22 protein-coding genes are annotated in these 22052 nt (G+C 62.0%); 12 read left to right on the forward strand and 10 right to left on the reverse strand.

The genetic code is table 11. The annotated features are described in order from the left end of the window. Positions 1-4 precede the first annotated feature (4 nt). The 4 genes from RA25_RS02210 to RA25_RS02225 all read right to left on the reverse strand — a co-directional run bounded on the left by RA25_RS02210 (position 5) and on the right by RA25_RS02225 (position 4481). Complete coding sequence (locus tag RA25_RS02210; RefSeq protein WP_008557057.1) at positions 5-760, reverse strand: ABC transporter ATP-binding protein; 756 nt, start codon at positions 758-760, stop codon at positions 5-7. Positions 761-772: 12 nt separating this feature from the next. After that, on the reverse strand, positions 773-1978 hold the full coding sequence (locus RA25_RS02215) for a branched-chain amino acid ABC transporter permease (protein ID WP_019295847.1): 1206 nt from the start codon (positions 1976-1978) through the stop codon (positions 773-775). A gap of 3 nt (positions 1979-1981) precedes the next feature. After that, a complete protein-coding gene (locus tag RA25_RS02220; protein ID WP_019295848.1) occupies positions 1982-3004 on the reverse strand; it encodes a branched-chain amino acid ABC transporter permease in 1023 nt (340 codons plus the stop codon). Between the two features lie 130 nt (positions 3005-3134). Further along, on the reverse strand, positions 3135-4481 hold the full coding sequence (locus RA25_RS02225) for a substrate-binding protein (protein WP_019295849.1): 1347 nt from the start codon (positions 4479-4481) through the stop codon (positions 3135-3137). 231 nt (positions 4482-4712) lie between these two features. Between RA25_RS02225 and RA25_RS02230 the strand changes: the two genes are divergently transcribed. The 5 genes from RA25_RS02230 to RA25_RS02250 all read left to right on the forward strand — a co-directional run bounded on the left by RA25_RS02230 (position 4713) and on the right by RA25_RS02250 (position 10951). After that, positions 4713-6011, forward strand: a complete 1299-nt coding sequence (locus tag RA25_RS02230) for a helix-turn-helix domain-containing protein (protein ID WP_039169798.1) — start codon at positions 4713-4715, stop codon at positions 6009-6011. Positions 6012-6103: 92 nt separating this feature from the next. Continuing rightward, entirely contained in the window at positions 6104-6484 is a 381-nt protein-coding gene (locus tag RA25_RS02235) for a response regulator transcription factor (protein WP_019295851.1), read from the forward strand. Positions 6485-6491: 7 nt separating this feature from the next. Beyond that, complete coding sequence (locus tag RA25_RS02240) at positions 6492-6833, forward strand: hypothetical protein (RefSeq protein WP_019295852.1); 342 nt, start codon at positions 6492-6494, stop codon at positions 6831-6833. Next, a complete protein-coding gene (locus RA25_RS02245; protein ID WP_039169800.1) occupies positions 6833-9511 on the forward strand; it encodes an ATP-binding protein in 2679 nt (892 codons plus the stop codon). The genes RA25_RS02240 and RA25_RS02245 overlap by 1 nt, the downstream gene beginning before the upstream one ends. Before the next feature lie 84 nt (positions 9512-9595). Then, positions 9596-10951 carry a FliM/FliN family flagellar motor C-terminal domain-containing protein gene (locus tag RA25_RS02250; protein WP_039169803.1) on the forward strand — a complete coding sequence of 452 codons (1356 nt, stop codon included), beginning with the start codon at positions 9596-9598 and terminating at the stop codon, positions 10949-10951. Between the two features lie 262 nt (positions 10952-11213). Here the strand turns inward: RA25_RS02250 and RA25_RS02255 are convergent, their stop codons facing one another. Genes RA25_RS02255 through RA25_RS02270 form a run of 4 tightly spaced genes read right to left on the reverse strand, consistent with a single transcriptional unit; the run spans position 11214 to position 13399 of the window. Further along, positions 11214-11639 (reverse strand): TIGR01244 family sulfur transferase, encoded by a 426-nt coding sequence (locus tag RA25_RS02255; protein ID WP_019295856.1) that lies wholly within the window; start codon positions 11637-11639, stop codon positions 11214-11216. 11 nt (positions 11640-11650) lie between these two features. Beyond that, positions 11651-12085, reverse strand: a complete 435-nt coding sequence (locus tag RA25_RS02260; RefSeq protein ID WP_193747955.1) for a DUF6691 family protein — start codon at positions 12083-12085, stop codon at positions 11651-11653. After that, positions 12085-12513, reverse strand: a complete 429-nt coding sequence (locus tag RA25_RS02265) for a YeeE/YedE family protein (protein WP_019295858.1) — start codon at positions 12511-12513, stop codon at positions 12085-12087. The genes RA25_RS02260 and RA25_RS02265 overlap by 1 nt, the downstream gene beginning before the upstream one ends. A 22-nt stretch (positions 12514-12535) precedes the next feature. Next, on the reverse strand, positions 12536-13399 hold the full coding sequence (locus tag RA25_RS02270) for an MBL fold metallo-hydrolase (protein ID WP_039169806.1): 864 nt from the start codon (positions 13397-13399) through the stop codon (positions 12536-12538). A 290-nt stretch (positions 13400-13689) separates the two neighbouring features. Between RA25_RS02270 and RA25_RS02275 the strand changes: the two genes are divergently transcribed. Further along, complete coding sequence (locus tag RA25_RS02275) at positions 13690-13905, forward strand: hypothetical protein (protein ID WP_019295860.1); 216 nt, start codon at positions 13690-13692, stop codon at positions 13903-13905. Positions 13906-13935: 30 nt separating this feature from the next. Here RA25_RS02275 and RA25_RS02280 read toward each other — a convergent pair whose 3' ends face one another. After that, a complete protein-coding gene (locus tag RA25_RS02280) occupies positions 13936-14154 on the reverse strand; it encodes a hypothetical protein (protein ID WP_019295861.1) in 219 nt (72 codons plus the stop codon). Positions 14155-14360: 206 nt separating this feature from the next. On the opposite strand from RA25_RS02280, the gene RA25_RS02285 reads away from it, so the two are divergent. The 4 genes from RA25_RS02285 to preA all read left to right on the forward strand — a co-directional run bounded on the left by RA25_RS02285 (position 14361) and on the right by preA (position 18162). Further along, entirely contained in the window at positions 14361-14624 is a 264-nt protein-coding gene (locus tag RA25_RS02285) for a DUF2312 domain-containing protein (RefSeq protein ID WP_008553759.1), read from the forward strand. Between the two features lie 155 nt (positions 14625-14779). Further along, positions 14780-15178 (forward strand): RidA family protein, encoded by a 399-nt coding sequence (locus RA25_RS02290; protein ID WP_039169809.1) that lies wholly within the window; start codon positions 14780-14782, stop codon positions 15176-15178. A 289-nt stretch (positions 15179-15467) separates the two neighbouring features. After that, on the forward strand, positions 15468-16802 hold the full coding sequence (locus RA25_RS02295) for an NAD(P)-dependent oxidoreductase (RefSeq protein ID WP_039169812.1): 1335 nt from the start codon (positions 15468-15470) through the stop codon (positions 16800-16802). 55 nt (positions 16803-16857) lie between these two features. Next, the gene (gene preA / locus RA25_RS02300) at positions 16858-18162 is read left to right on the forward strand and encodes an NAD-dependent dihydropyrimidine dehydrogenase subunit PreA (protein ID WP_019295864.1); all 1305 of its coding nucleotides are present in this window, start codon (positions 16858-16860) and stop codon (positions 18160-18162) included. A 136-nt stretch (positions 18163-18298) separates the two neighbouring features. On the opposite strand, the gene RA25_RS02305 is transcribed toward preA, so the two are convergent. Then, positions 18299-18913, reverse strand: coding sequence for a TetR family transcriptional regulator C-terminal domain-containing protein (locus RA25_RS02305; RefSeq protein ID WP_039170314.1), 615 nt, complete (start codon positions 18911-18913; stop codon positions 18299-18301). Between the two features lie 264 nt (positions 18914-19177). Between RA25_RS02305 and RA25_RS02310 the strand changes: the two genes are divergently transcribed. Together RA25_RS02310 and hydA are read left to right on the forward strand one after the other, a co-directional pair. Next, positions 19178-20428, forward strand: a complete 1251-nt coding sequence (locus RA25_RS02310) for a Zn-dependent hydrolase (protein WP_039169815.1) — start codon at positions 19178-19180, stop codon at positions 20426-20428. 130 nt (positions 20429-20558) lie between these two features. Continuing rightward, positions 20559-22013 carry a dihydropyrimidinase gene (gene hydA / locus RA25_RS02315; RefSeq protein WP_039169818.1) on the forward strand — a complete coding sequence of 485 codons (1455 nt, stop codon included), beginning with the start codon at positions 20559-20561 and terminating at the stop codon, positions 22011-22013. Positions 22014-22052 lie beyond the last annotated feature (39 nt).

Here is a 22052-nt window from a genome sequence, read left to right on the forward strand (position 1 = left end):
CTCCTTACGCCGACTCGCCCAGGTATGCTTCGCGCACCTTGGGGTTGCCGCGGATGTTCTGCGGATCGTCCTCGACCAGGGGTGTGCCCTGGGCCAGCACGGTGATCCGGTTGGCGAGGCTGAACACCACATGCATGTCGTGCTCGATGATGGCGATGGTGATGTCGCGCTCGTCGCTGATCTGCTTCAGCAGGTCGATTGTGTTGTTGGTGTCGGCCCGGGCCATGCCGGCCGTCGGCTCATCCAGCAGCAAAAGGCGTGGCTCTTGGCTGAGGCACATGCCGATCTCCAGCCGTCGCTTGTCGCCGCGGGACATGGCGGCGGCGTGCATGTGCCGCTTGTCCGCCATGTTCATCTCTTCCAGCATATGCTCAGCCTTTTGCAGAATGTCCTTTTGTTTCAGCACCGCGGAGAGGGCGTTCAGCTCAAACGCGCCGTCCCGCTTGGCGAAGCAGGGGATCATCATGTTTTCCAGCACTGTCAGGTCGCCGAAAATCTCTGGCGTCTGGAACACGCGGGAAATGCCCATCTGGTTGATTTCATAGGGCGCCCGGCCCAGCACCGACTGACCGTCGAACATGACGGAACCGGTGTCGGGGATCAGTTTGCCCACCAGGCAATTCAGCAGCGTGGACTTGCCGGCGCCGTTCGGCCCGATTATTGCGTGGACCGAGTTTTCCTGAACGCTGAGGTTCACGTTCGAGAGCGCCTGCAGGCCGCCGAACCGTTTCCCCACGTCTTTGACTTCAAGGATACCCATTGTTTTGTCTCCTCATTCCGCGGGGTTGGTTTCGCCGGCAGCCTTGCCGCCGTCTTTGGCCTTGCGGCGGCTGAGCCAGCCTTTGATCCGCTGGCCGCCCTCAACCAGGCCGCCGGGCAGGAAGATCACCACCAGCATAAACAGGATGCCGAGGGTCAGATGCCAGCCCTTGCCGATGAAGGGGTGGATGATGAACACCACCGCGTCCTCCATCCCGTCCGGCAGGAAGCTGAACCAGGTGTGCAGCACGTTGTCGTTGATCTTGGAGAAGATGTTCTCGAAGTACTTGATGAAGCCCGCGCCCAGCACCGGGCCGATCAGCGTGCCGGCGCCGCCGAGGATGGTCATCAGCACCACCTCGCCGGAGGCGGTCCACTGCATCCGCTCCGCGCCTGCCAGCGGATCCATCGAGGCCATCAGCCCGCCTGCAAGACCTGCATACATGCCGGAGATCACAAAGGCGGCCAGGGTGTAGGGACGGGTGTTGAGGCCGGTGTAATTCATCCGTTGCTGGTTCGACTTCACCGCCCGCAGCATCATGCCGAAGGGCGAGCGGAAGATGCGGATCGACAGGTAGAAGGCGGCCAGCATGATCAGCGCGCAGAGGTAGTAGCCGGCGTTGAACTGGAAGGCCCAGGGGCCGACCGCCATCTCGAAGGTGGAGCGCATTTCAAGGCCGAACAGGTTGGTCACCGGGATCGAGCCGTCCGCGGTAGCAGAAACGCCCAGGATGCGGGGGTCTTCCAGCGTCAGCTGCAGGCCGGTTTCGCCGTTGGTGATCGGGGTCAGCACTGAATAGGCGAGGTTGAAGGACATCTGCGCAAAGGCCAGCGTCAGGATCGAGAAGTAGATGCCTGAGCGTCTCAAGCTGACAAAGCCGATCAGCAGCGCAAACAGGCCCGCGACAATCACCGACAGCACGATCGCCGGGATCACGTTCATGCCGATCAGCTTGAACATCCAGACGGCGGAGTAGGAGCCGACACCCAGGAAGGCCGCGTGGCCGAAGGACAGGTAGCCGGTGAGGCCGAAGAGGATGTTGAAGCCGATGGCGAAAATCCCGAAGATCACGAAACGCTGCATCAGGTCCGGATAGCCCGCGTTGAACTGCGCCAGGGCGCTGTCCGTTGGGAACGGGTTCAGGATGAAGGGCGCAAGCAGCGCGAGGCAGGCGACGATGATCAGCTTTGATGTGTCTTTTTTGTCGAGTCCGAACATGTCTTATTCCTCCATCACGCCTTTGCGGCCCATCAGGCCCCGCGGCCGGGTCAGCAGAATGATGATTGCGACCACATAGATGATGATCTGATCGATGCCGGGCAGCAGCGATTTGACCTCGTTCATCGAGGCAAAGCTTTCGAGCACGCCCAGCAGGAAACCCGCCAGCACCGCGCCGGGCAGCGAGCCCATGCCGCCGACAACCACGACCACGAAGCTGAGGACCAGGAAGTCCATGCCCATGTGGTAGTTGGGGGAATTGATTGGCGTGTACATGACGCCCGCGAGGCCGGCGACAGCGGCGGCGATGCCGAACATGATGGTGAAGCGGCGGTCAATATTGATGCCCAAGAGGCCCACGGTTTCGCGGTCTGCCATGCCGGCCCGCACCACCATGCCGAAGGTGGTGAACTGCAGGAAGCTGAAGATGCCGCCGATGATCAGCACCGCAAAGAAGAAATAGACCACGCGCCAGACCGGATAGACGATGTCCATGCCAATGGCGGCTCCCAGGTTCACAACGCCGTTCAGGGCATCCGGGGCCGGGGTCTGGATCGGGTTGGCGCCGTAGAAGTACTTCACCACTTCCTGCAGCACGATGGCGAGGCCAAAGGTCACCAGGATCTGGTCGGCGTGGGGGCGCTTGTAGAAATGTTTGATCAGCCCGCGCTCCATCACATAGCCGACGCCGATCATGATCGGGATCGCAAAGAGGATCGCCAAAGGTACCGCCCAGTCGATGATGCTGCCGCCGATGTCGGGGCCGAACCAGGCCTCCACATAGGGGGTTTTCACTTTGAGCGGGTTGCCCAGAAAGTCCGTTTGGGTTTCGTCTACGAGTTCGAAGCTGAGGTTCAGGATGCGCTGCAGGGTGACGGCGCAGAAGGCGCCGATCATGAACAGCGCCCCATGGGCAAAGTTCACCACGCCCAGCGTGCCGAAGATGAGTGTCAAACCCAGCGCGATCAGCGCATAGGCCGAGCCTTTGTCGAGCCCGTTCAGGATTTGCAGGAGAATGGCGTCCATGGGTCCCACCGTGCGTCAGGTTGGGGAAGGCCCGTCCGGCGGGGGAGCGGACGGGCCGGTTGGGGCTGCCGGAGTCCAATGCAGACACCGGCCCGGAAACTCCGTTGAGTTCCGGTGCCCTGTGGCTGGCTTATGCGCCCGGGTTGCAGGCGCCCAGGTTGCCGCCGGCGAACATCGGGTGATCCGGTGCGTATTCCACCTGTGCCCGCGGGGTGACTTCGACCACTTCCAGAAGGTCGAATTCCGAGGTCGGGTTTTCCTTGCCGCGCACCACCAGAACATCCTTGAAGCACTGATGGTCTTCGGCGCGGTAGAGGGTCGGGCCGTTGCCCATGCCGTCGAACTCAAAGCCTTCCAGGGCTTCGGCAACTGCGCAGGGGTTGAAGCTGCCGGCGCGCTCCACTGCATCCGCATAAAGCAGGGTCTGCACATAACAGGTGTGCGCGGCCTGGCTCGGCGGGAAGCCGTATTTGGTGCCGAAGGATTTCACAAAAGCTTTGGAGCCTTCATCTTGCAGCGTCCAGTGCCAGTTGGTGGAGCCGTGGATGCCCTTAACGTTCTCGCCGGCACCCTTGGCCATCAGACGTGAGTAAAGCGGCACCACGATTTCAAAGTTCTTGCCGTTCACCACCTTGTCGCGCAGGCCGAATTGCACCGCATTGGTCAGCGAGTTCACCATGTTGCCGCCGTAGTGGTTCAGCACCAGCACGTCGGCGCCGGAGTTCAGCACCGGGGCGATGTAGGAGGAGAAGTCAGTTGCAGCCAGCGGGGTGCGGACCTTGTTCACAGTCTGCCATCCCAGCGCCTCGGTGGCGGCTGCAATCGATTCCTCCTGAGTCCAGCCCCAGGTGTAGTCTGCGGTCAGGTGATAGGCGGTGCGGTCGGTGCCATAGAGGTTCTTCAGCACCGGTGCCAGTGCCGCGCCGGACATGTAGCCGTTGAAGAAATGGCGGAAACCGTTGGCCTTCTTGTCCTTGCCGGTGGTGTCGTTGGAATGGGTCAGGCCAGCCATGAAGATAACGCCTGCCTCCTGGCAGAGGCCCTGAACAGCAATCGCCACACCGGAGGAAGAACCGCCGGTGATCATCACCGCGCCGTCCTTCTCGATCATCGACTTGGCAGAGGCGCGGGCAGCGTCGGACTTGGTCTGGGTGTCGCCGGTGACATACTCGACCTTCTTGCCCAGGATGCCGTTGCCCTGCAGCGCCTTGGAGCTGAAGGTGTTCATCATGCCGCCGTCGCCGCCGCCGTTCAGGTGCTCAACCGCAAGCTCATAAGCGCGCAGTTCGTCAGCGCCTTCGTCGGCATACGGGCCGGTCTGGGGCACGTTGAAGCCAAGAGTAACAGTTCCGCCGGTCGGCTCGTTGGTGAATGCCGCGGCGGAAGAGGCGGTAAAGATCGTTGGCAGCGCCACGCCGGCGCCTGCAATTGCGCCGGTCTTAAGGACTCTGCGGCGCGATGCGTCAAATTTAGACATGTATTCCTCCCTGATATGATTGGTGCCTTGCAGCTCCTCACTTCTGCGCGGTACCAGCACTTTGCGTGCAAAATCAGTATGAGAGGCACATGTAAACTCAGGCAATAAAACCCTTTTACTGCTTGAAAATTCTGTAAAGAACTGAACAATAAGTTTCGGCCATCTGTAAACAAAGTTATTTTGCGTTGCAGAAAGCCGTTGAAATGGAAGTGTTTTGGGAGGCCCGCCATCATGGCACGCGATACCCTGACCGGCAGCCGGATCCGCGAGCGCAGGCTGATCCTGGGCATGCGCCAGGCCGAACTGGCGCGGGAGGCGGGGATCTCGGCCTCATACCTCAACCTGATTGAGCACAACCGGCGCAGAATCGGCGGCAAGCTGCTGGTCGGGATTGCAGGTGTGCTGGGAGTCGAGCCCTCGATGCTGAGCGAGGGGGCGGAAGCGGCGCTGATCTCCACCCTGCGGGAGGCGGCGGCAGACAGCGGGGTGCCGGTAGCAGAACTGGACCGGGTCGATGAATTTGCGGGCCGCTTTCCGGGCTGGGCAGAGGTTCTGGCGGCGGGCCACCGCCGCATCGCCACGCTGGAGCGCACGGTGGAAACCCTGTCTGACCGGCTGACACATGACCCCAACCTGGCAGCCTCGGTGCATGAGGTGCTGTCGACCGCTGCTGCGATCCGCTCCACTGCTTCGATCCTTGCGGAAACAGGTGAGCTGGAACCGGAATGGCGGGACCGGTTCCATAAAAACCTCAACCAGGACTCGCTGCGCCTGTCCGAAAGCAGCCGGGCGCTGGTCAGCTTTCTCGATGAGGACGGCAGCGGCGCGGACCGGCGCGGCATGCCGCAGGAGGAGGCCGAGGCGTTTTTTCAGAACAGCGGTTTTCATTTCCCAGCCCTTGAAGACGGCTCTGCCACGCCCGAGGATTTGGTGCGGGACGAGCCGGACCTGACCGGCGAGGCGGCCCGCAGCCTCGCCCAGGCAGCGCTAGCGCAATACCAGTCCGACGCGCGTGCAATGCCGCTGCAAGCTCTGGAACAAGAGATTTCCGCAAGCGGCATAAACCCGGTTGCTTTGGCGGGCCGGTTCAATTGCGGGCTGCCTGTGGTGTTGCGCCGCCTCGCGGCGCTGCCGGAGGAGGTGCTTAGCCAGGAGGCCGGGCTGGTGATCTGCGATGCCTCCGGCACGCTGTTGTTCCGCAAGCCGGTGACCGGCTTTGCGATGCCGCGCTTCGGTGCTTCATGCCCGCTTTGGCCGCTTTATACTGCTTTGGTGAACCCCAATGTGCCGGTCCGGCGCAATGTGGTGCAGCACGGGCGCAATGCCGCGGCGTTTGATTGCATGGCCACGGCCTGGATGCAGAAACAGCCGGACTTTGGTGAGGACCCCCTGTACCGCGCGGTGATGCTGATCCTGCCCGGGGCCAAGGACGCCGAGGATCCGCAGCCGGTGGGAGCCAGCTGCCGGATCTGTCCGCGCCAGGCCTGCCCGGCGCGGCGCGAACCGTCGATCCTGAAGGAAGAGTTTTGACACTCATGCGGGCAGGGGGCTAACCTGCGGAAAAATAACCGCGTGTCCGGGCCGAGCAGGCCGCAGGACCGCGCCGGGAGGAAATTCTGCTGATGGGCAGGCATGTTGTTCTGATTGAAGACGAACCGAACATCACCGAGGCGATCCGGTTTCTGCTGATGCGCGACGGCTGGAGCGTGGATGCGCACACCGATGGTGCAACCGCGGTCGAGGTGATCCGGGATGCGGGTCCGGACCTGGTGATACTGGATCTGATGCTGCCGGGCAAAAGCGGGCTGGAAATCGTGCGCGAACTGCGCGCGTTAGAGGGCATGCAGGCCTTGCCGGTCCTGATGCTGACCGCCCGCGGCCAGATGCGCGACCGCGAAATGGCAGAAAAGGCAGGCGTCACCCGCTTTATGACCAAACCGTTCTCCAACGCCGAGGTTCTAACTGCGGTCCGCGACCTGCATGCCCAGGCCGGGCAGGGATAAGGGCGCCATGGCGCTGGGAAGCGGCGAAGAACAGGCGGGGACCCGGACAGAGCGCCAGACCTACCGCCGCCGCCGGCTGATGGACATCTCCCGGCTGCTGCCGCTGATCGGCGCCCTGTTGCTGGCGCTGCCGCTGCTGTGGCCCGAGGCTTCGGCCCATCCAGCGGCGCGTGGCGGGGTCAGCATGTCGTCGGCCATTATCTATATCTTTGCGGTCTGGATCGGGCTGATCGCCGCCTGTTTCGTATTCAGCCTGGCGGTGCAGCGGTGGGCCGACCACTGGACCGGCGGCGGACCGGATGGGACAAGCTCCCCAGAGCAGCCCGCTGGCAGAGAGGCAGGCAGCTAATGGCCTCCCTCAACGTTCTTGCCTTTGTCTGCCTGGCCTATGTGGCCTTTCTGTTCTTCATCGCTTTTTGGGCGGACCGCATGGCAACGCGGGGCAAGAGCGCGGCCTGGATGCGTTCGCCGCTGATCTACACGCTGTCGCTGTCAATCTACTGCACTGCCTGGACTTTTTACGGCGCAGTTGGCTATGCGGCGCGGTCCGGGCTGGAGTTCGTGACCATCTACCTGGGCCCGTCCCTGGTGATGATCTGCTGGTGGTGGGGGTTGCGCAAGCTGGTGCGGATCGGGCGCAGCCAGCGGATCACCTCAATCGCTGACCTCCTGTCCTCGCGCTATGGCAAGTCGAACCTGCTGGCCGCCGGGGTGACCATACTGGCGGTGATTGGCGTCACCCCGTATATTTCACTGCAATTGCAATCCGTTACCTTGTCCTTTGCAATCTTTGCAGAGGCCGACCCGCTGCGGGGGTATAACGAAACCTCCATCGTGTTCTGGGTTGCTGCGGGGCTGGCGGTGTTTGCGATCCTGTTCGGCACCCGCAACCTCAATGCCAATGAGCGCCACCACGGTGTGGTAACCGCGGTCGCGCTGGAGGCGATTGTCAAACTGGCCGCGCTGCTGGCGGTGGGGGTCTTTGTTGTCTGGGGCATTGCCGGCGGCATCGGCGAAACGCTGGCGCGCATCGACGCCTCCCAGATCGGGCAGTGGAATGTCGATGGCAGCCGCTGGGCCACGATCACCTTCCTGGCTGCTGCGGCCTTCATCTGCCTGCCGCGGATGTTCCAGGTGATGGTGGTGGAGAATGAGGATGAGCGCCACCTGCGCATCGCGTCCTGGGCCTTTCCGCTGTACCTGCTGCTGATCTCGATGTTCGTGGTGCCGATTGCCGTTGTCGGGCTGGACCTTTTGCCTGCCGGGTCGAACCCCGACATGTTTGTCCTTACGGTACCGTTGCAGCAAGGCCAGCAGGGGCTGGCGATGCTGTCCTTCCTGGGCGGGTTTTCCTCGGCCACGTCGATGGTGATTGTGGCGGCAATGGCGCTGTCGACGATGGTGTCGAACCACATCGTGATGCCGGTCTGGCTGCGGCTGCAAAACCGGCAGGCGTCCGTATCGGGCGATGTGCGCGATGTGGTGCTGCTGTCGCGGCGGGTGTCGATCGCGGCGATCATGGCGCTGGGGTATTTCTATTACCACCTCTCCGGGGGCGCCGCGGCGCTGGCGGCCATTGGCCTCATTTCCTTTGCAGGGGTGGCGCAGTTGCTGCCCGCGCTGGTGGGCGGCCTGTTCTGGCGCGGCGCCACCCGCAGCGGTGCGCTTGCGGGGCTGACGGTGGGGTTTGCAATCTGGCTGTATACCATGCTGCTGCCGGCCTTGGGCGGCGGGCTGCTGCCGGAGCACATTTTGCGATACGGCTTGTTCGGTCTCAGTTGGCTGCGTCCCGAGGCGCTGTTCGGGATCGAGGGCCTTGATCCCACAGTGCATGCGGTGATGTGGTCGATGAGCCTCAATGCAATGGTGTTCTGCCTGGTCTCGCTGATGAGCTTCCCCAGCCCGCTGGAGCGGCTGCAGGGGGCGCAGTTCGTCAATGTATTCGACCATTCCGCGGGTCCGCGCGGCTGGACCGGTTCGGTGGCGCAATGCGAGGATCTGATGATCATGTCGCAGCGGATCCTGGGGGCGACGGAAGCGCAGGCATTTTTCCAGCGCGAGCGGATGCGCCAAGGCGGCCGCGGCCCGCTGCCGGAACCGACGCCTGCCTTTCTGGAACGGCTGGAACGGGAACTCAGTGCCTCCATCGGGGCGGCTGCGGCCCATGCGATGATCGGGCAGATTGCCGGTGGATCATCGGTGTCGGTAGCGGATTTGCTGGCCGTGGCGGATGAAACGGCGCAGATGCTGGAATATTCCAGCCGTCTAGAGGCGCAATCGGCGGAATTGTCGGCAACAGCGCGTAAGCTTAGGGAAACAAACGAGAAGCTTACTCAGATTTCAGAACAGAAGGATGCCTTCCTGAGCCAGGTAAGCCATGAGTTGCGCACGCCCATGACTTCAATCCGGGCATTCTCCGAGATCCTGCGGGATGCCGGGCAGCTCGATGCGCAGGAGCAGCGCCGCTATGCGGGAATCATTCATGATGAAACACTGCGTCTGACGCGGCTCTTGAATGACCTGCTCGATCTTAGTGTGCTCGAAAGCGGGCAGGTCAGCCTAAACATTACCGTCGGCACCCTGTCCGAAGTGCTGGATCATGCTGTTGCTGCCGCTCTGGCAGGGTCGGATCAGCCGCTGCGGGTCCGCCGCCGCCCGGAGGCGGAAGGGTTTCGCCTGACCTCCGATCTAGACAGGCTGGCGCAGGTGTTCATCAATCTGATTGCCAATGCCCAGAAGTATTGCGACGCGGAGCAGCCGGAGCTGTCTGTCTCCGCCTCGATGTCCGGCGGGCGGCTTCATGTTGATTTCTTTGACAATGGAAGTGGTGTGCCAGCGGACGCCCAGCAGATGATTTTCGAGAAATTTGCGCGGGTCAGCCCGGAACGGGCAGGCGGTGCCGGCCTGGGCTTGGCGATCTGCCGCGAGGTCATGCAGCGGCTGGGCGGCGATGTCTCCTATCTGCCTGGACACGGCGGCGGCGCTTTCCGGGTTTCTCTGCCCGCTGCAGGTGAAAAGGCTGCATAACCAGCGCCGGAATACAGAAGTTGTTAACCCCCTTTCGGTTAAAACCGGGGAAACGGGACGCGCAAGGGGCAGGTTAAACAGCCTATGTCTGAGACAGAAGCAGCAGAGGCAGGCAGCGGCAGGCAAAGTGTGCTTGCACGTAAGCTGGCGGCGACCAAGGAAGGCGCCGGGGGACTCTCCAGTTCCCTGACCCTGAAGGCGTTGCGCCGTTCGGTTGCGCGCGCGGCTGCGGATCTCTGCAATCTGCCGATGGCGGTGCTGGCCGCGCGCCAGTCCAACCGGATGTCCGAGGACCTGGCCGATCAGCTATCCGACAAGGATTTGCTGGTGGTGCTGGACTGCCCGCAGGGGCGGCTGGGGGCTGCCAGCATGGATGCGGCTACTGTTACGGCGCTGATCCAGCAGCAGACCATCGGGGCGGTGATCGGCAAGGCACCGTCTGAACGTCACTACACACCGACCGACGCGGCAATGACGGCCGATTTCCTGGAGCGCAGCTTTGCCAAAGTTGTGGCTATGCTGGACGGTCAGACGGACCAGTCCCTGTTTTCCGGCTACCGCTTCGGTGCCCAGGTCGAAAACGTTCGCAGCCTGGTACTGGGGATGGAGGCCGATGACTACCGGGTAATCGAACTGAACCTGGATCTCGCCTGCGGTGCCATGCAGGGCGTGATGAAGCTGATCCTGCCAGAACCAACTGCGGAAGAACTGCAAGACGGCCAGGGCAGCGCCAATGGCCCGTCGCTTGGCGCCAGCCTTGATTCGATTCGTGCGGAGCTGACAGCTGTGCTGTGCAAGATGCGCGTGCCGGTGCAGCAGTTTGCCAGCCTCAAGATTGGTGATAGCATCCCGTTGGATTCGGCCTTTCTCTATGAAACGGATCTGCTGACCATTGGCGGCAAACCGGTTGCACAGGGGCGTCTTGGCCAGATGAACGGCTCGCGGGCTGTGCGTCTGAACCCGCCCAGAAACAGCCAGCCGCGTAACGGCGGCGCTGAAGCGGCCGCATTTTCCGAAGGCGGCGGCATGGAAACGATGCCGGAACCGGCGCCAGCACTGGAAATGGATATGGGGATTGCTGCCCAAGGGCTGCAGGATCCGATGGATGACATGGGCCTGCCCGCGCTTGATGCTGGGCCGGGGCTGGAGGGTTCAGCGCTGGACGCAGGCGCTGGTGACGGTCTGGACGCAGGTTTCGGCGGGGGGCTTGGCGGTGATCTGGGCAGCGGCCTCGATGGTGAGGCCGATCCGATGGGCATGCCCATGCTCGAAGGTGAAGGCGCGATGAGCATGGACGGGCTTGACGGCGGCTTGACCGATTTGCCTGATCTTCCCGAACTGCCAGATTTCCCCGCCGGTGATCTTGGCGATTTCGCGGCCGGGGATATGGATGAAATTTCCCAGCTCGCCGGCTTCGATGGCGCTCTGCCTGAAAGCTGAGGCGCTGCAGGCAGCGGCCAGCCCCTTGTTTGGAACAGCCGAAAAATTGGGCGCCTGCGATACCAGTTTTCCCCCGGCCATCAACGGCTTGCGGGATCAAGCGGGTTTGTGAACCTGGCTGAAACAGCGTGGCAGCGCCTTGTTTAGTGTCTCAGGATTCACTTCCTTTGCGCTGCTTGAACTGCTGCCTTCGATGCATGTCCAATCAGTTGCCCCGCCGGGCAGGCTGCAGTGCGTCTTGGAGCAGATCAGCTGCCCGCGCTCAGTTGCTTGCAAGTGATTCCAGCGCCGGACGCAGCCCATCCAGCTGATACCCCGCAGCCTGGGTTTTCTGCAGGATGTCGTCGGCAGCCATGTCGCAGGCCTGGCTCAGCGCCCAGACCACCGAACAGCGCGTGCCGGAGGCGCAATAGGCCAGCACAGGGCCTTCGCAGCCCTCGTACAGTTCCCTCTGCAGCGCAACATTATCCGGAGTCATGGTCTGATGGGTCAGCGGCAGCACCTCGAACCGCAGCCCTGCGGCCTCAGCGGCGGCACGGATCGCCTCGGCCTGGTGGCTGGGCGGCACTTCCTCGTCCGGGCGGTTGCAGATCACCGTCTTGTAGCCGGCATCTGCAATGGCAGGCATGTCCTCGGCAGAGATCTGCGGCGAGACTGAATATCGGGGGGTGATTACGCGTGCATCCATGGCCTTAGTCTTTACGCGTTTGCAACCGCACGGTCCAGATGCCGGCTGAGCCTGGGCGCGGCCAACATGCCGCAGGCCATGGCTGCAAAGAACAGCATCCCCTGCCATCCGTTGTAGCTGAGCGAAGCCATGGCGGGGCCGGGGCAAAGGCCTGCCAGTCCCCAACCCGCTCCAAACAGCACGGAGCCCAGCACCAGCCGCCTGTCCAGTTCGGTGTGCGGCGCGGCAGGGAAGCTGCCACCAGCCGCGGGCCGGCGCCCCTGTGTCAGCCGCCAGGCCAAGGCCATCGGCAGCAGTGCGCCGCCCATCACGAATGCCAGCGTGGGATCCCAGTTGCCAAATATATCCAGCCAGCCCTGCACTTTGGCGGTGTCGGTCATCCCTGAGAGCATAAGCCCGGTGCCGAACAGCCCGCCAGCAAAGAGCGCCAGAAGAATACGCAGCATCAGATCACCCCCAGGATTTGGCGCAGAACCGCCAGTGTCAAAATGCCTGCCAGCATGAAAACAGCGGTTGCCGCGATTCCGCGCAGAGACAGACGGGAGATACCGCAAACCCCGTGGCCGGAGGTGCAGCCATTGGCAATGCGTGTCCCGATGCCCACTAGCAGCCCCGCGCCAATCAGCACGGCAGCATTGCTTGTGACGCGGGTATCCGGTGCATGTCCGGTAGAAAGTGCGATCAGAAACGGCACCAGCACGACGCCGCCGATGAAGGCGATACGCTCAGCTGCGTTGGAGCGGCCGCTGCCATCCAGAAGCCCGCCCAGGATGCCGCTGGCGCCCATGATACGTCCGTTGCCCAGCAGGAACACCGCGCCGCCGAGGCCAATCAGCAGCCCGCCGCCCAGTCCCCAGATCCAATCCGCTTCCATCCGTTTGCTCCTGCTTGCCTGCCTAAATCTTGTTGACCGGGATCTTCAGGAACACGTCGCCCTGTTCATCCGGCTCCGGCATCTGGCCTGCGCGCATGTTGACTTGCAGCGACGGCAGGATCAGGCGCGGCATGCCCAGCGTTGCGTCACGGGCGTCGCGCATCTCGACAAACTCCTTGATGCTGCGGCCGGCCCCGATATGCACGTTCAGCGCCTTCTGCTCGCCCACCGTGGTCTCCCAGGCATAGTCATCCCGCCCAGGGGCCTTGTAGTCGTGGCCGACAAACACGCGGGTGCTGTCCGGCAGGGCCAGGATCTTCTGGATCGAGTTGTAGAGATCGGCAGAGGACCCCCCAGGAAAATCGCAACGGGCCGTGCCAAAGTCCGGCATGAACAGCGTATCGCCGACAAAGGCCGCGTCGCCGATCACATAGGTGAGGCAGGCCGGCGTGTGGCCTGGCGTATGCAGCACCTCGCCGCGCATTTGCCCGATCATAAAGCTGTCGCCCTCGCGGAACAGCTTGTCGAATTGGCTGCCATCGCGCTGGAATTCAGTGCCTTCGTTGAACACTTTGCCAAAAGTGTCCTGAATCACCGTGATCTGGTCGCCGATACCGATCTTGCCGCCAAGCTGGTCCTGCAAATAGGGCGCCGCGGACAGGTGATCGGCGTGGACATGGCTTTCCAGAATCCATTCGACGCGCAGGTTTTCGGATTTAATCCAGTCAATGACTGCGTCCGCTGATGCAGTACAGGTGCGCCCCGCCGCCTGGTCGTAATCCAGGACCGAATCAATGATCGCGCAGGCGGACCCTTCGGGTTCGCGCACCACGTAGGAAACGGTATTGGTTGTTTCGTCGAAAAAGGCTTTGACGGCGGGGGTCATGAGGTGCTCTCCCTTGGGTTCGCAATTCATATAACAATTTAAGAATGTGTTTCAAGCCTGCCAGTTGGCGGGATTGAAAGGCTGCTGAATCATCACTTCCATCTGATTTAAGTCAAGGCGCCGGAATGCTGCGCTGCGGTAGGCTTTCTGCGCTGCCGGGAGGCCGCAAAAATCACCAGAGGACCGGTAAATCTGCGTAAATAAGCGGCAGCACGCTCAAATGGCTCGGGTATTCATATGCCTGTTGTGAAATACCGGGATAACCTCATCATGACACAGGGAGGACTGCTATGACACGTGAAGATCTGCTCAGCACCGTCGAGAGCCTGGAGACCCGGATCCGCAAGGAAAGCGGTGCTGCTAGGCTGGCCATGCGGCCGGAATTCATCCGTCTGCTGGACTACATGCGCAAGACTGGTGCCGAGGTTCCCGGACGCCTGCGCCGTCTGGAAGCGACCCTGTGCGAAGAAGCAGTTGAGGAGATGTTCGACAACGTGCCGGTTTGAACACAAGCCAGGTGCGGGCGGCAGAGGGCGTCAGCCTAGGAAGATGCCCACCATCACCAGCATCAGCCCCAGCACGGACAGAAGCAGGGCGCCCAGATTGTAGGGCAGCACCGATTGCACCACGGCGCGCAGCGCCTCGTCGTCCAGTTTCTGGCGGCGGGCTTGTGCGACCTTGATGATGCACCAGATCAGCCCCAGCAGGCCGGCAACAGATACGGCGGCTCCGGTCCAGACGATCAAATCGAACATTTGGGTGCTCCTGCAGAGGTCTTGATGCGACGCGGCTAGCCGATCCGCATTGCACGTGCAAGCGTTTCAGCCCTGATCGCACGGGACCGTTGCCGGTTTTCGCCGCTCAGTGAGCCTCCGCCGCTTTCCCGTCTTGCGGCGCGGCAGGCAGGGCGCTATCCCCTTGCTCCGACAGCAACTGACAGCCTTTGCCGACGGAGCCGCAGATGGACATCACAGAAGACGAAAAGAGCGAAAACTACCGCGTGACCGCTGGCGAACTGCGCCAGTTCATTGAGCGGTTCGAGCGGCTCGACGAAGAGAAGAAAACCATTGCCGAGCAGCAGAAAGAGGTGATGGCCGAGGCCAAGGGCCGCGGCTACGACACCAAAGTGATGCGCAAGATCATCGCCCTGCGCAAGCGCGACGAGAACGACATCGCCGAAGAAGAGGCGGTGCTGGAAATGTATAAGGAAGCACTCGGCATGTAAGCCGCGCTGCCACGTTGAAATGCCAAGCCGCGCAGGTCCCGGACCTGCGCGGTTTTTGTTTTTGCGGTGTTGGCTCTAAGAAATTTTAAGCTTGAAATAAATGCCGCGGCGGCGCTATGGTCGGCCCAGGCAATGATCAGCAAAGGAGTACCGCCATGCCGGCCATCAGCGTGCATCCCGAAGGGTGGAAGCCCGCAAAAGGCTATGCCAACGGCATGGTGGCGGAGGGTCGGCAGCTGTTCGTCGGCGGCCAGATCGGCTGGACCGCAGATCAGGTGTTCGAGGCGGAGGACTTCATCGGCCAGATGAGCCAGGCCCTGCGCAACATCCTGGAGGTGGTTGAAGCCGCGGGCGGCACTGCCGGGGATATCACCCGGCTCACTTGGTATGTGACGGACAAGGCGGAGTACTTGGCCCACCAGTCGGAGGTCGGGAAAGCCTACCGCGCGGTGATGGGCTATCACTTCCCGGCGATGACCATGGTGGTGGTCTCTGCCCTGGTTGAGGATGAGGCCAAAGTGGAAATCGAAGCCACCGCAGTTTTGCCATCATGAGATTTCGCGGGGTGCCGGAGCGATGCTTTCAAGGGTCTGAATGGCTGCCGTAAGGCCTGACCAAAGGCGCTTTTGAGGGGGGAAACCGCAGTTTCGGCATGTCTGGGGGAGGCTTCAGGCGCAATTTGGCCGAATTACTTCCAGGCAAAAACACGCTTTTCCAATCTGTTGCAGGCCGTTCCTCCAGGGGCGGCAATTTTTTTGCCCGCGAAAAAATTTTACCAGTTGATAAAAAATCAGACTGTGGCACTCTGATATCAAGAACAACAGAAAATCAGGGAGACACCCAATGGCGACCAGCCATCAGGCATCCGGCATTCAGGCAGCGCGGCTTGACGCTGCCGGCATTGCCGAGAATTTCTCGGACCTGCACCCAGCCTATGACGCGCATGAAGCAGCCGTGGCGGCGGACCGCTGCTACTTTTGCTATGACGCGCCCTGCATGACCGCCTGTCCGACCAGCATCGACATTCCCCAGTTCATCCGGGAGATCCAGGCAGGCCACCCGGAAAGCGCGGCCAAGACCATTTTGGAGCAGAATATCCTCGGCGGTATGTGCGCCCGTGTTTGTCCGACGGAAACCCTGTGTGAAGAGGTTTGCGTGCGCGAAACCGCCGAGGGCAAGCCGGTCGAGATTGGCCGCCTGCAACGCTATGCCACCGACACGCTGATGGAGAAGGGGGGGCATCCCTTCACCCGCGCGGCTACCACCGGCAAGAAGATCGCCGTGGTTGGCGCCGGCCCCGCGGGCCTGGCTGCTGCCCACCGGCTGGCGATGCTGGGCCACGACGTGGTGGTTTACGATGCCAAGACCAAGGCGGGCGGGCTCAACGAGTTTGGCATCGCGGCCTATAAATCCACCAATGACTTCGCCGCGCGCGAGGTCGACTGGCTGCTGCAAATCGGCGGCATTACAATGGATTACGGCAAGAAGCTGGGCGAGGAACTGTCGCTGGACGGGCTGACCTCCGGCTATGACGCGGTTTTTCTGTCGATCGGTCTGGCCGGCGTAAACGCTCTGCGTTCGCCGGGCGAGGACAAGGACGGCGTGCGCGACGCGGTGGAGTTCATTGCGGAACTGCGCCAGGCCGAAGATCTGACCGCGCTGCCGGTGGGCCGCAATGTGGTGGTGATCGGCGGCGGCATGACCGCGGTAGACGCCGCGGTGCAGTCCAAGCTGCTGGGCGCCGAAAACGTCACCATCGCCTACCGTCGTGGCCGCGAGGACATGGGCGCCAGCCGCTTTGAACAGGATCTGGCAGCCTCCAAGGGTGTCAAGCTGATGTTCAACGTCATGCCCAAGGCGGTACTTGGCAATGGCGCAGCAGCTGAGATCGAATTGGAGTATACTGACGTCACCGACGGCAAGGTGTCCGGCACCGGCGAGACCGTGCGTTTGGCCGCGGATCAGGTGTTCAAGGCCATCGGCCAAACCTTGGAGGGCCAGCCGGATGCGCTGGAGCTTGAGGGGCGCAAGATCAAGGTCAGTGACACGGGCCGCACCTCGATGGCTGGTGTCTGGGCCGGGGGCGATTGCGCTTCTGGCGGCGAGGACCTCACCGTGACCGCCGTGGCCGAGGGCCGTGACGCTGCAATGGACATTCACTCCAGCCTGATGGGCTGAGCCAGCTCGGGAGCAGTTCCACTGCACCCAAGCTAGCCTTAAGAGGAGAGATCAAATGGCTGATCTGACAACAGAATTTCTGGGTATTAAATCCCCCAACCCGTTCTGGCTGGCCTCCGCGCCGCCGACCGACAAGGAATACAACGTCCGCCGCGCCTTCGAGGCCGGCTGGGGCGGCGTGGTCTGGAAAACGCTGGGTGCCGAAGGCCCGCCGGTGGTCAATGTGAACGGCCCGCGCTATGGCGCGATCTGGGGCGCCGACCGCCGTCTCTTGGGCCTCAACAATATCGAGCTGATCACCGACCGGCCGCTGCAGACCAACCTGGAGGAGATCACCCGGGTCAAGAAGGACTATCCGGACCGCGCCGTGATCGTCTCGATCATGGTGCCCTGCGAGGAGCAGGCCTGGAAAGACATTCTGCCGCAGGTGGAAGCCACCGGCGCTGACGGGATAGAGCTGAACTTCGGCTGCCCGCACGGCATGGCCGAGCGCGGCATGGGCTCCGCCGTGGGGCAGGTGCCGGAATACATCCAGATGGTCACCGAGTGGTGCAAGAAATACTACTCCAAGCCGGTGATCGTGAAGCTGACGCCGAATATCACTGACATCCGCAACCCGGCCCGAGCAGCAAATGCGGGCAATGCGGATGCGGTCAGCCTGATCAACACCATCAACTCCATCACTTCGGTGGACCTCGACAGCATGGCGCCGGAACCGACCATCGGCGGCAAGGGCACCCACGGCGGCTATTGCGGACCGGCGGTGAAGCCGATTGCGCTGAACATGGTCGCCGAAATCGCCCGCGACCCGCAGACCCACGGGTTGCCGATCTCTGCTATCGGCGGTGTCACCACCTGGCGCGACGCGGCTGAATTCATGGCACTGGGCGCGGGCAACGTGCAGGTCTGCACCGCCGCAATGACCTATGGCTTCAACGTGGTGAAGGAGATGATTTCCGGCCTGTCTACTTGGATGGACGAGAAGGGTTATACCTCCACCCAGGATTTCATCGGCATGGCGGTCCCGAATGTGACCGACTGGCAGTATCTGGACCTGAACTATGTGACCAAGGCGAAGATCAGCCAGGATGACTGCATCAAATGCGGCCGCTGCTATGCAGCGTGCGAGGACACTTCGCACCAAGCGATCGCGATGAGCGAGGACCGCGTGTTCACGGTGAAGGACGACGAATGCGTCGCCTGCAATCTCTGTGTGAACGTCTGCCCGGTCGAAAACTGCATCACAATGGTCGAGGTTCCCGCAGGCCAGATCGACGAGCGCACTGGTGAGGTGGTTTCAGGCGACTATGCGAACTGGACCACGCATCCGAATAATCCGTCGGCAACAGCTGCGGAATAACTGAAACGCGCCCAAGCGGGCGCGCGGTCTCCCCGTTGACTTTGCGCCCCGGCTTTTTGGCCGGGGCTTTTTTTGTTGGATTTGGTTCCGGTGCAGGCAGCTAGGCTGGCCAGCGGAGTTGCTGCGGTCGGCTGCTTCAGCTTTTCGGCGTAAGCATACGACGGTACAGGGTTTCCAGGTACTGCGGCGCGGCGTCAAAAGGGTCTTCGTCCCCCATCAAGGTCCGTACCTGGGCGTCAAAATCCGCATAATGCTGGGTCAGCGACCAGATTGAAAACAACAGATGCTTGGGGTGTGCGCGGTTGATCCTGCCGGCATTCATCCATCCCTGCAGCAGCTGCGCCTTTTCCTCGACCAGCACATTAAGATCCGCCGCGATCACGTCATGCAGACGCGGCGCGCCCTGCACGATTTCATTAGCGTAAAGCCGGCTTTCACGGGGGAAATCGCGGCTCATCTGCAGCTTGCGCTGCACATAGGCGAGGATCTCCTCCAGTGGCTCCCCTTCCGGGTCCAGCGCCCTGAGAGGGTCCAGCCAGGTGTCCAGAAGCCCCGCCATCAGCTCATTGAAGATCGCTTCCTTGGAGGGAAAGTAATAAAGCAAGTTCGGCTTGCTGAGCCCTGCCGCCTTGGCGATCTGGTCCACGGTGGAGCCGCGGAAACCGTGGCTGGAAAAGACATCCAGCGCGGCCTCCAAGATAGCGGCGCGATTCTTTTTCTGAATGCGGGTAGGCGCGCGGTCTGCGGGCATGTCCGTCCTTGTCTGATTTTGCCGCAGCCGCCAGCGGAAGCGCGGAATTTCACCTATTTCCGGCAAAAGCACCGATTTTTTCAAGAGCCACGCGGCAATTTCTTGACTGGTGGTGAACCCGTGATAGCGTGAGTTTGACCAGTTGGTCAAATCAAAGACAGGGGCACAATCCTCAGCTTTGATGGGACCGGCACTCAAAGCCACCTAACACGGCGCCAAGCCGGAAAGCCTGCAAAGATAGGCGCACAGGGAAGGAAGCTCTTGATGACGTCGCTTGGACAGAATCTGAAAATTGACGGCGACAGGCTGTGGGACAGCCTGATGGAGATGGCCAAGATCGGCCCCGGCGTTGCGGGCGGCAACAACCGCCAGACGCTGACCGATGAAGATGGCGAGGGCCGCGCGCTTTTCCAGAAATGGTGCGAGGCCGCGGGCTGTACGATGGGGCTCGATCAGATGGGCAACATGTTTGCGGTACGCGCAGGCACCGACCCGGATGCGCTGCCGGTTTATGTTGGTTCGCATCTGGATACCCAGCCGACCGGCGGCAAATACGATGGCGTGCTGGGGGTGCTGGCGGGACTGGAGCTGATCCGCTCGCTCAACGACATGAACATCAAGACCAAGCACCCGATTGTGGCCACCAACTTCACCAACGAGGAAGGCACCCGCTATGCGCCGGCTATGCTGTCATCGGGCGTGTTTGCCGGCGTGCACACCCAGGATTGGGCCTATGAACGTGAGGACGCCGAGGGAAAGAAATTCGGCGATGAGCTGAAGCGCATCGGATGGCGCGGCGAGGAGGAGACCGGTGTCCGCAAGATGCACGCGTTCTTTGAGCTGCACATCGAGCAGGGCCCGATCCTGGAGGCGGAAGGCAAGGACATCGGCGTGGTGACCCACGGCCAGGGCCTCAGCTGGACGCAGGTGACGATCACCGGCAAGGACGCCCATACCGGTTCTACCCCGATGCCCATGCGCCGCAATGCTGGCTTGGCGATGGCGCGGGTACTGGAAGCGGTAGACGAGATCGCCTGGAGTCACGCGCCCCATGCCGTGGGGGCCGCGGGCCACATCGACGTCTACCCGAACTCGCGCAACGTGATCCCGGGCAAGGTGGTCTTCACCGTCGATTTCCGCAGCCCGGAACTGGACGTGATCACCGACATGGAAAACCGTCTGCGCGAAAAGGGCACCCAGATTGCCGAGACGATGGGAGTGGAAATCGAATTCGAAAAGGTAGGCGGCTTTGACCCCGTGGCCTTTGACGAGGGCTGTGTCAGCGCGGTGCGCAGCGCGGCGGAACGGCTGGGCTATTCCCATCTCAATATCATTTCTGGCGCGGGTCACGACGCCTGCTGGATCAACCGGGTGGCGCCGACCGCGATGGTGATGTGCCCCTGTGTCGATGGCCTTAGCCACAACGAGGCTGAGGAGATCAGCAAGGATTGGGCCGAGGCTGGCGCCAACGTGCTGTTCCACGCGGTGGTCGAGACAGCGGAGATCGTTGAGTAGGGGGCGCTGCCCCCGCGGCCTTTTGGGCCGCTCCCCCGGAGTACTTCGGGAAAGATGAAAAAAGCTGCGAAAGACAGCAACGAGACAAATGGAGGCGTTAAAATGCGCCCCGATTCAGGGAGTTGTAACCATGAGTAAAGTCATCCGGAACGGCACCATCGTGACCGCCGATCTGACCTATAAGGCCGATGTTCTGATCGAGAACGGGGTGATCACCCAGATCGGCCCGAACCTGAAAGGCGATGAAGAACTGGACGCCTCCGGCTGTTATGTGATGCCGGGCGGGATCGACCCCCATACGCATTTGGAGATGCCCTTTATGGGCACCTACAGCTCGGATGATTTCGAGAGCGGCACCCGAGCCGGCCTGGCGGGCGGCACCACCATGGTTGTGGACTTTGCTCTGCCCAACCCGGGTGAGAGCCTGCTGGACGCTCTGAAGCGCTGGGACAATAAATCCACCCGCGCCAACTGCGATTATTCCTTCCATATGGCTGTCACCTGGTGGGGGGAGCAGGTCTTTGACGACATCAAGACCGTGATTCAAGAACGGGGCATCAACACCTTCAAGCACTTCATGGCCTACAAGGGCGCGCTGATGGTGAATGACGACGAGCTTTATGCGTCGTTCCAGCGGCTGGCGGAACTGGGCGGCATCGCCATGGTGCATGCTGAAAACGGCGATGTGGTGGCAGAACTGTCCGCTAAGCTCTTGGCACAAGGCAATAATGGACCCGAGGCGCATGCCTATTCCCGGCCGCCGCAGGTGGAGGGTGAAGCGACCAACCGGGCCATTATGATCGCCGACATGGCGGGCGTACCGCTTTATGTTGTGCATACCTCCTGCGAGGACAGCCACGAGGCCATCCGCCGCGCCCGCATGCAGGGCAAGCGGGTCTGGGGCGAGCCGCTGATCCAGCATCTGACCCTGGATGAGAGCGAATACTTCAACAAGGATTGGGACCACGCCGCCCGCCGGGTGATGTCGCCCCCGTTCCGTAATAAACAGCATCAGGACAGCCTCTGGGCCGGTCTGCAGTCCGGCTCGTTGTCGGTGGTGGCGACGGACCATTGCGCCTTTACCACCGAACAGAAGCGCACGGGCGTTGGCGATTTCACCAAGATCCCGAATGGCACCGGCGGCCTGGAGGACCGGATGCCGATGCTGTGGACCCACGGTGTGGAAACCGGCCGTTTGACCCCGAACGAGTTTGTCGCCGTGACCTCAACAAACATCGCCAAGATCTTGAATTGTTATCCGAAAAAGGGTGCCGTTCTGGTTGGCGCCGATGCTGATCTGGTGGTTTGGGATCCGGCCAAGACCAAGACGATTTCGGCCGGCAGCCAGCAGTCCGCGATTGATTACAACGTGTTCGAGGGGCACGAGGTGAAGGGCCTGCCGCGCTTTACCCTGACCCGCGGCCATGTGGCGGTGCATGATGGCGAAATCCGCTGCCAGGAAGGCCATGGCAAGTTCGTTTCCCGGGAGCCCAACACCACGGTGAACAAGGCGCTGTCGACCTGGAAAGAGTTGACCGCGCCGCGCCCGGTGGAACGCACCGGCATCCCGGCAACAGGCGTGTAAATCAGGAGCGGGCTGCCGGTAACGGCGGCCCGTTTTCCT

The sequence above is a fragment of the Leisingera sp. ANG-S5 genome (assembly GCF_000813925.1).
Taxonomy (GTDB): Bacteria; Pseudomonadota; Alphaproteobacteria; order Rhodobacterales; family Rhodobacteraceae; genus Leisingera.

What these genes read in the sequence shown, in the direction of transcription:
- RA25_RS02230 (WP_039169798.1), top strand. Translation starts at nt 4,713, where the DNA reads ATGGCACGCGATACCCTGACCGGCAGCCGGATCCGCGAGCGCAGGCTG.
- RA25_RS02260 (WP_193747955.1), bottom strand. Translation starts at nt 12,085, where the DNA reads ATGCTGCGTATTCTTCTGGCGCTCTTTGCTGGCGGGCTGTTCGGCACC.
- RA25_RS02265 (WP_019295858.1), bottom strand. Translation starts at nt 12,513, where the DNA reads ATGGAAGCGGATTGGATCTGGGGACTGGGCGGCGGGCTGCTGATTGGC.
- RA25_RS02210 (WP_008557057.1), bottom strand. Translation starts at nt 760, where the DNA reads ATGGGTATCCTTGAAGTCAAAGACGTGGGGAAACGGTTCGGCGGCCTG.
- RA25_RS02295 (WP_039169812.1), top strand. Translation starts at nt 15,468, where the DNA reads ATGGCGACCAGCCATCAGGCATCCGGCATTCAGGCAGCGCGGCTTGAC.
- RA25_RS02290 (WP_039169809.1), top strand. Translation starts at nt 14,780, where the DNA reads ATGCCGGCCATCAGCGTGCATCCCGAAGGGTGGAAGCCCGCAAAAGGC.
- RA25_RS02215 (WP_019295847.1), bottom strand. Translation starts at nt 1,978, where the DNA reads ATGTTCGGACTCGACAAAAAAGACACATCAAAGCTGATCATCGTCGCC.
- RA25_RS02285 (WP_008553759.1), top strand. Translation starts at nt 14,361, where the DNA reads ATGGACATCACAGAAGACGAAAAGAGCGAAAACTACCGCGTGACCGCT.
- RA25_RS02225 (WP_019295849.1), bottom strand. Translation starts at nt 4,481, where the DNA reads ATGTCTAAATTTGACGCATCGCGCCGCAGAGTCCTTAAGACCGGCGCA.
- RA25_RS02235 (WP_019295851.1), top strand. Translation starts at nt 6,104, where the DNA reads ATGGGCAGGCATGTTGTTCTGATTGAAGACGAACCGAACATCACCGAG.
- RA25_RS02220 (WP_019295848.1), bottom strand. Translation starts at nt 3,004, where the DNA reads ATGGACGCCATTCTCCTGCAAATCCTGAACGGGCTCGACAAAGGCTCG.
- hydA (WP_039169818.1), top strand. Translation starts at nt 20,559, where the DNA reads ATGAGTAAAGTCATCCGGAACGGCACCATCGTGACCGCCGATCTGACC.
- preA (WP_019295864.1), top strand. Translation starts at nt 16,858, where the DNA reads ATGGCTGATCTGACAACAGAATTTCTGGGTATTAAATCCCCCAACCCG.
- RA25_RS02255 (WP_019295856.1), bottom strand. Translation starts at nt 11,639, where the DNA reads ATGGATGCACGCGTAATCACCCCCCGATATTCAGTCTCGCCGCAGATC.
- RA25_RS02275 (WP_019295860.1), top strand. Translation starts at nt 13,690, where the DNA reads ATGACACGTGAAGATCTGCTCAGCACCGTCGAGAGCCTGGAGACCCGG.
- RA25_RS02270 (WP_039169806.1), bottom strand. Translation starts at nt 13,399, where the DNA reads ATGACCCCCGCCGTCAAAGCCTTTTTCGACGAAACAACCAATACCGTT.
- RA25_RS02280 (WP_019295861.1), bottom strand. Translation starts at nt 14,154, where the DNA reads ATGTTCGATTTGATCGTCTGGACCGGAGCCGCCGTATCTGTTGCCGGC.
- RA25_RS02240 (WP_019295852.1), top strand. Translation starts at nt 6,492, where the DNA reads ATGGCGCTGGGAAGCGGCGAAGAACAGGCGGGGACCCGGACAGAGCGC.
- RA25_RS02245 (WP_039169800.1), top strand. Translation starts at nt 6,833, where the DNA reads ATGGCCTCCCTCAACGTTCTTGCCTTTGTCTGCCTGGCCTATGTGGCC.
- RA25_RS02305 (WP_039170314.1), bottom strand. Translation starts at nt 18,913, where the DNA reads ATGCCCGCAGACCGCGCGCCTACCCGCATTCAGAAAAAGAATCGCGCC.
- RA25_RS02250 (WP_039169803.1), top strand. Translation starts at nt 9,596, where the DNA reads ATGTCTGAGACAGAAGCAGCAGAGGCAGGCAGCGGCAGGCAAAGTGTG.
- RA25_RS02310 (WP_039169815.1), top strand. Translation starts at nt 19,178, where the DNA reads ATGACGTCGCTTGGACAGAATCTGAAAATTGACGGCGACAGGCTGTGG.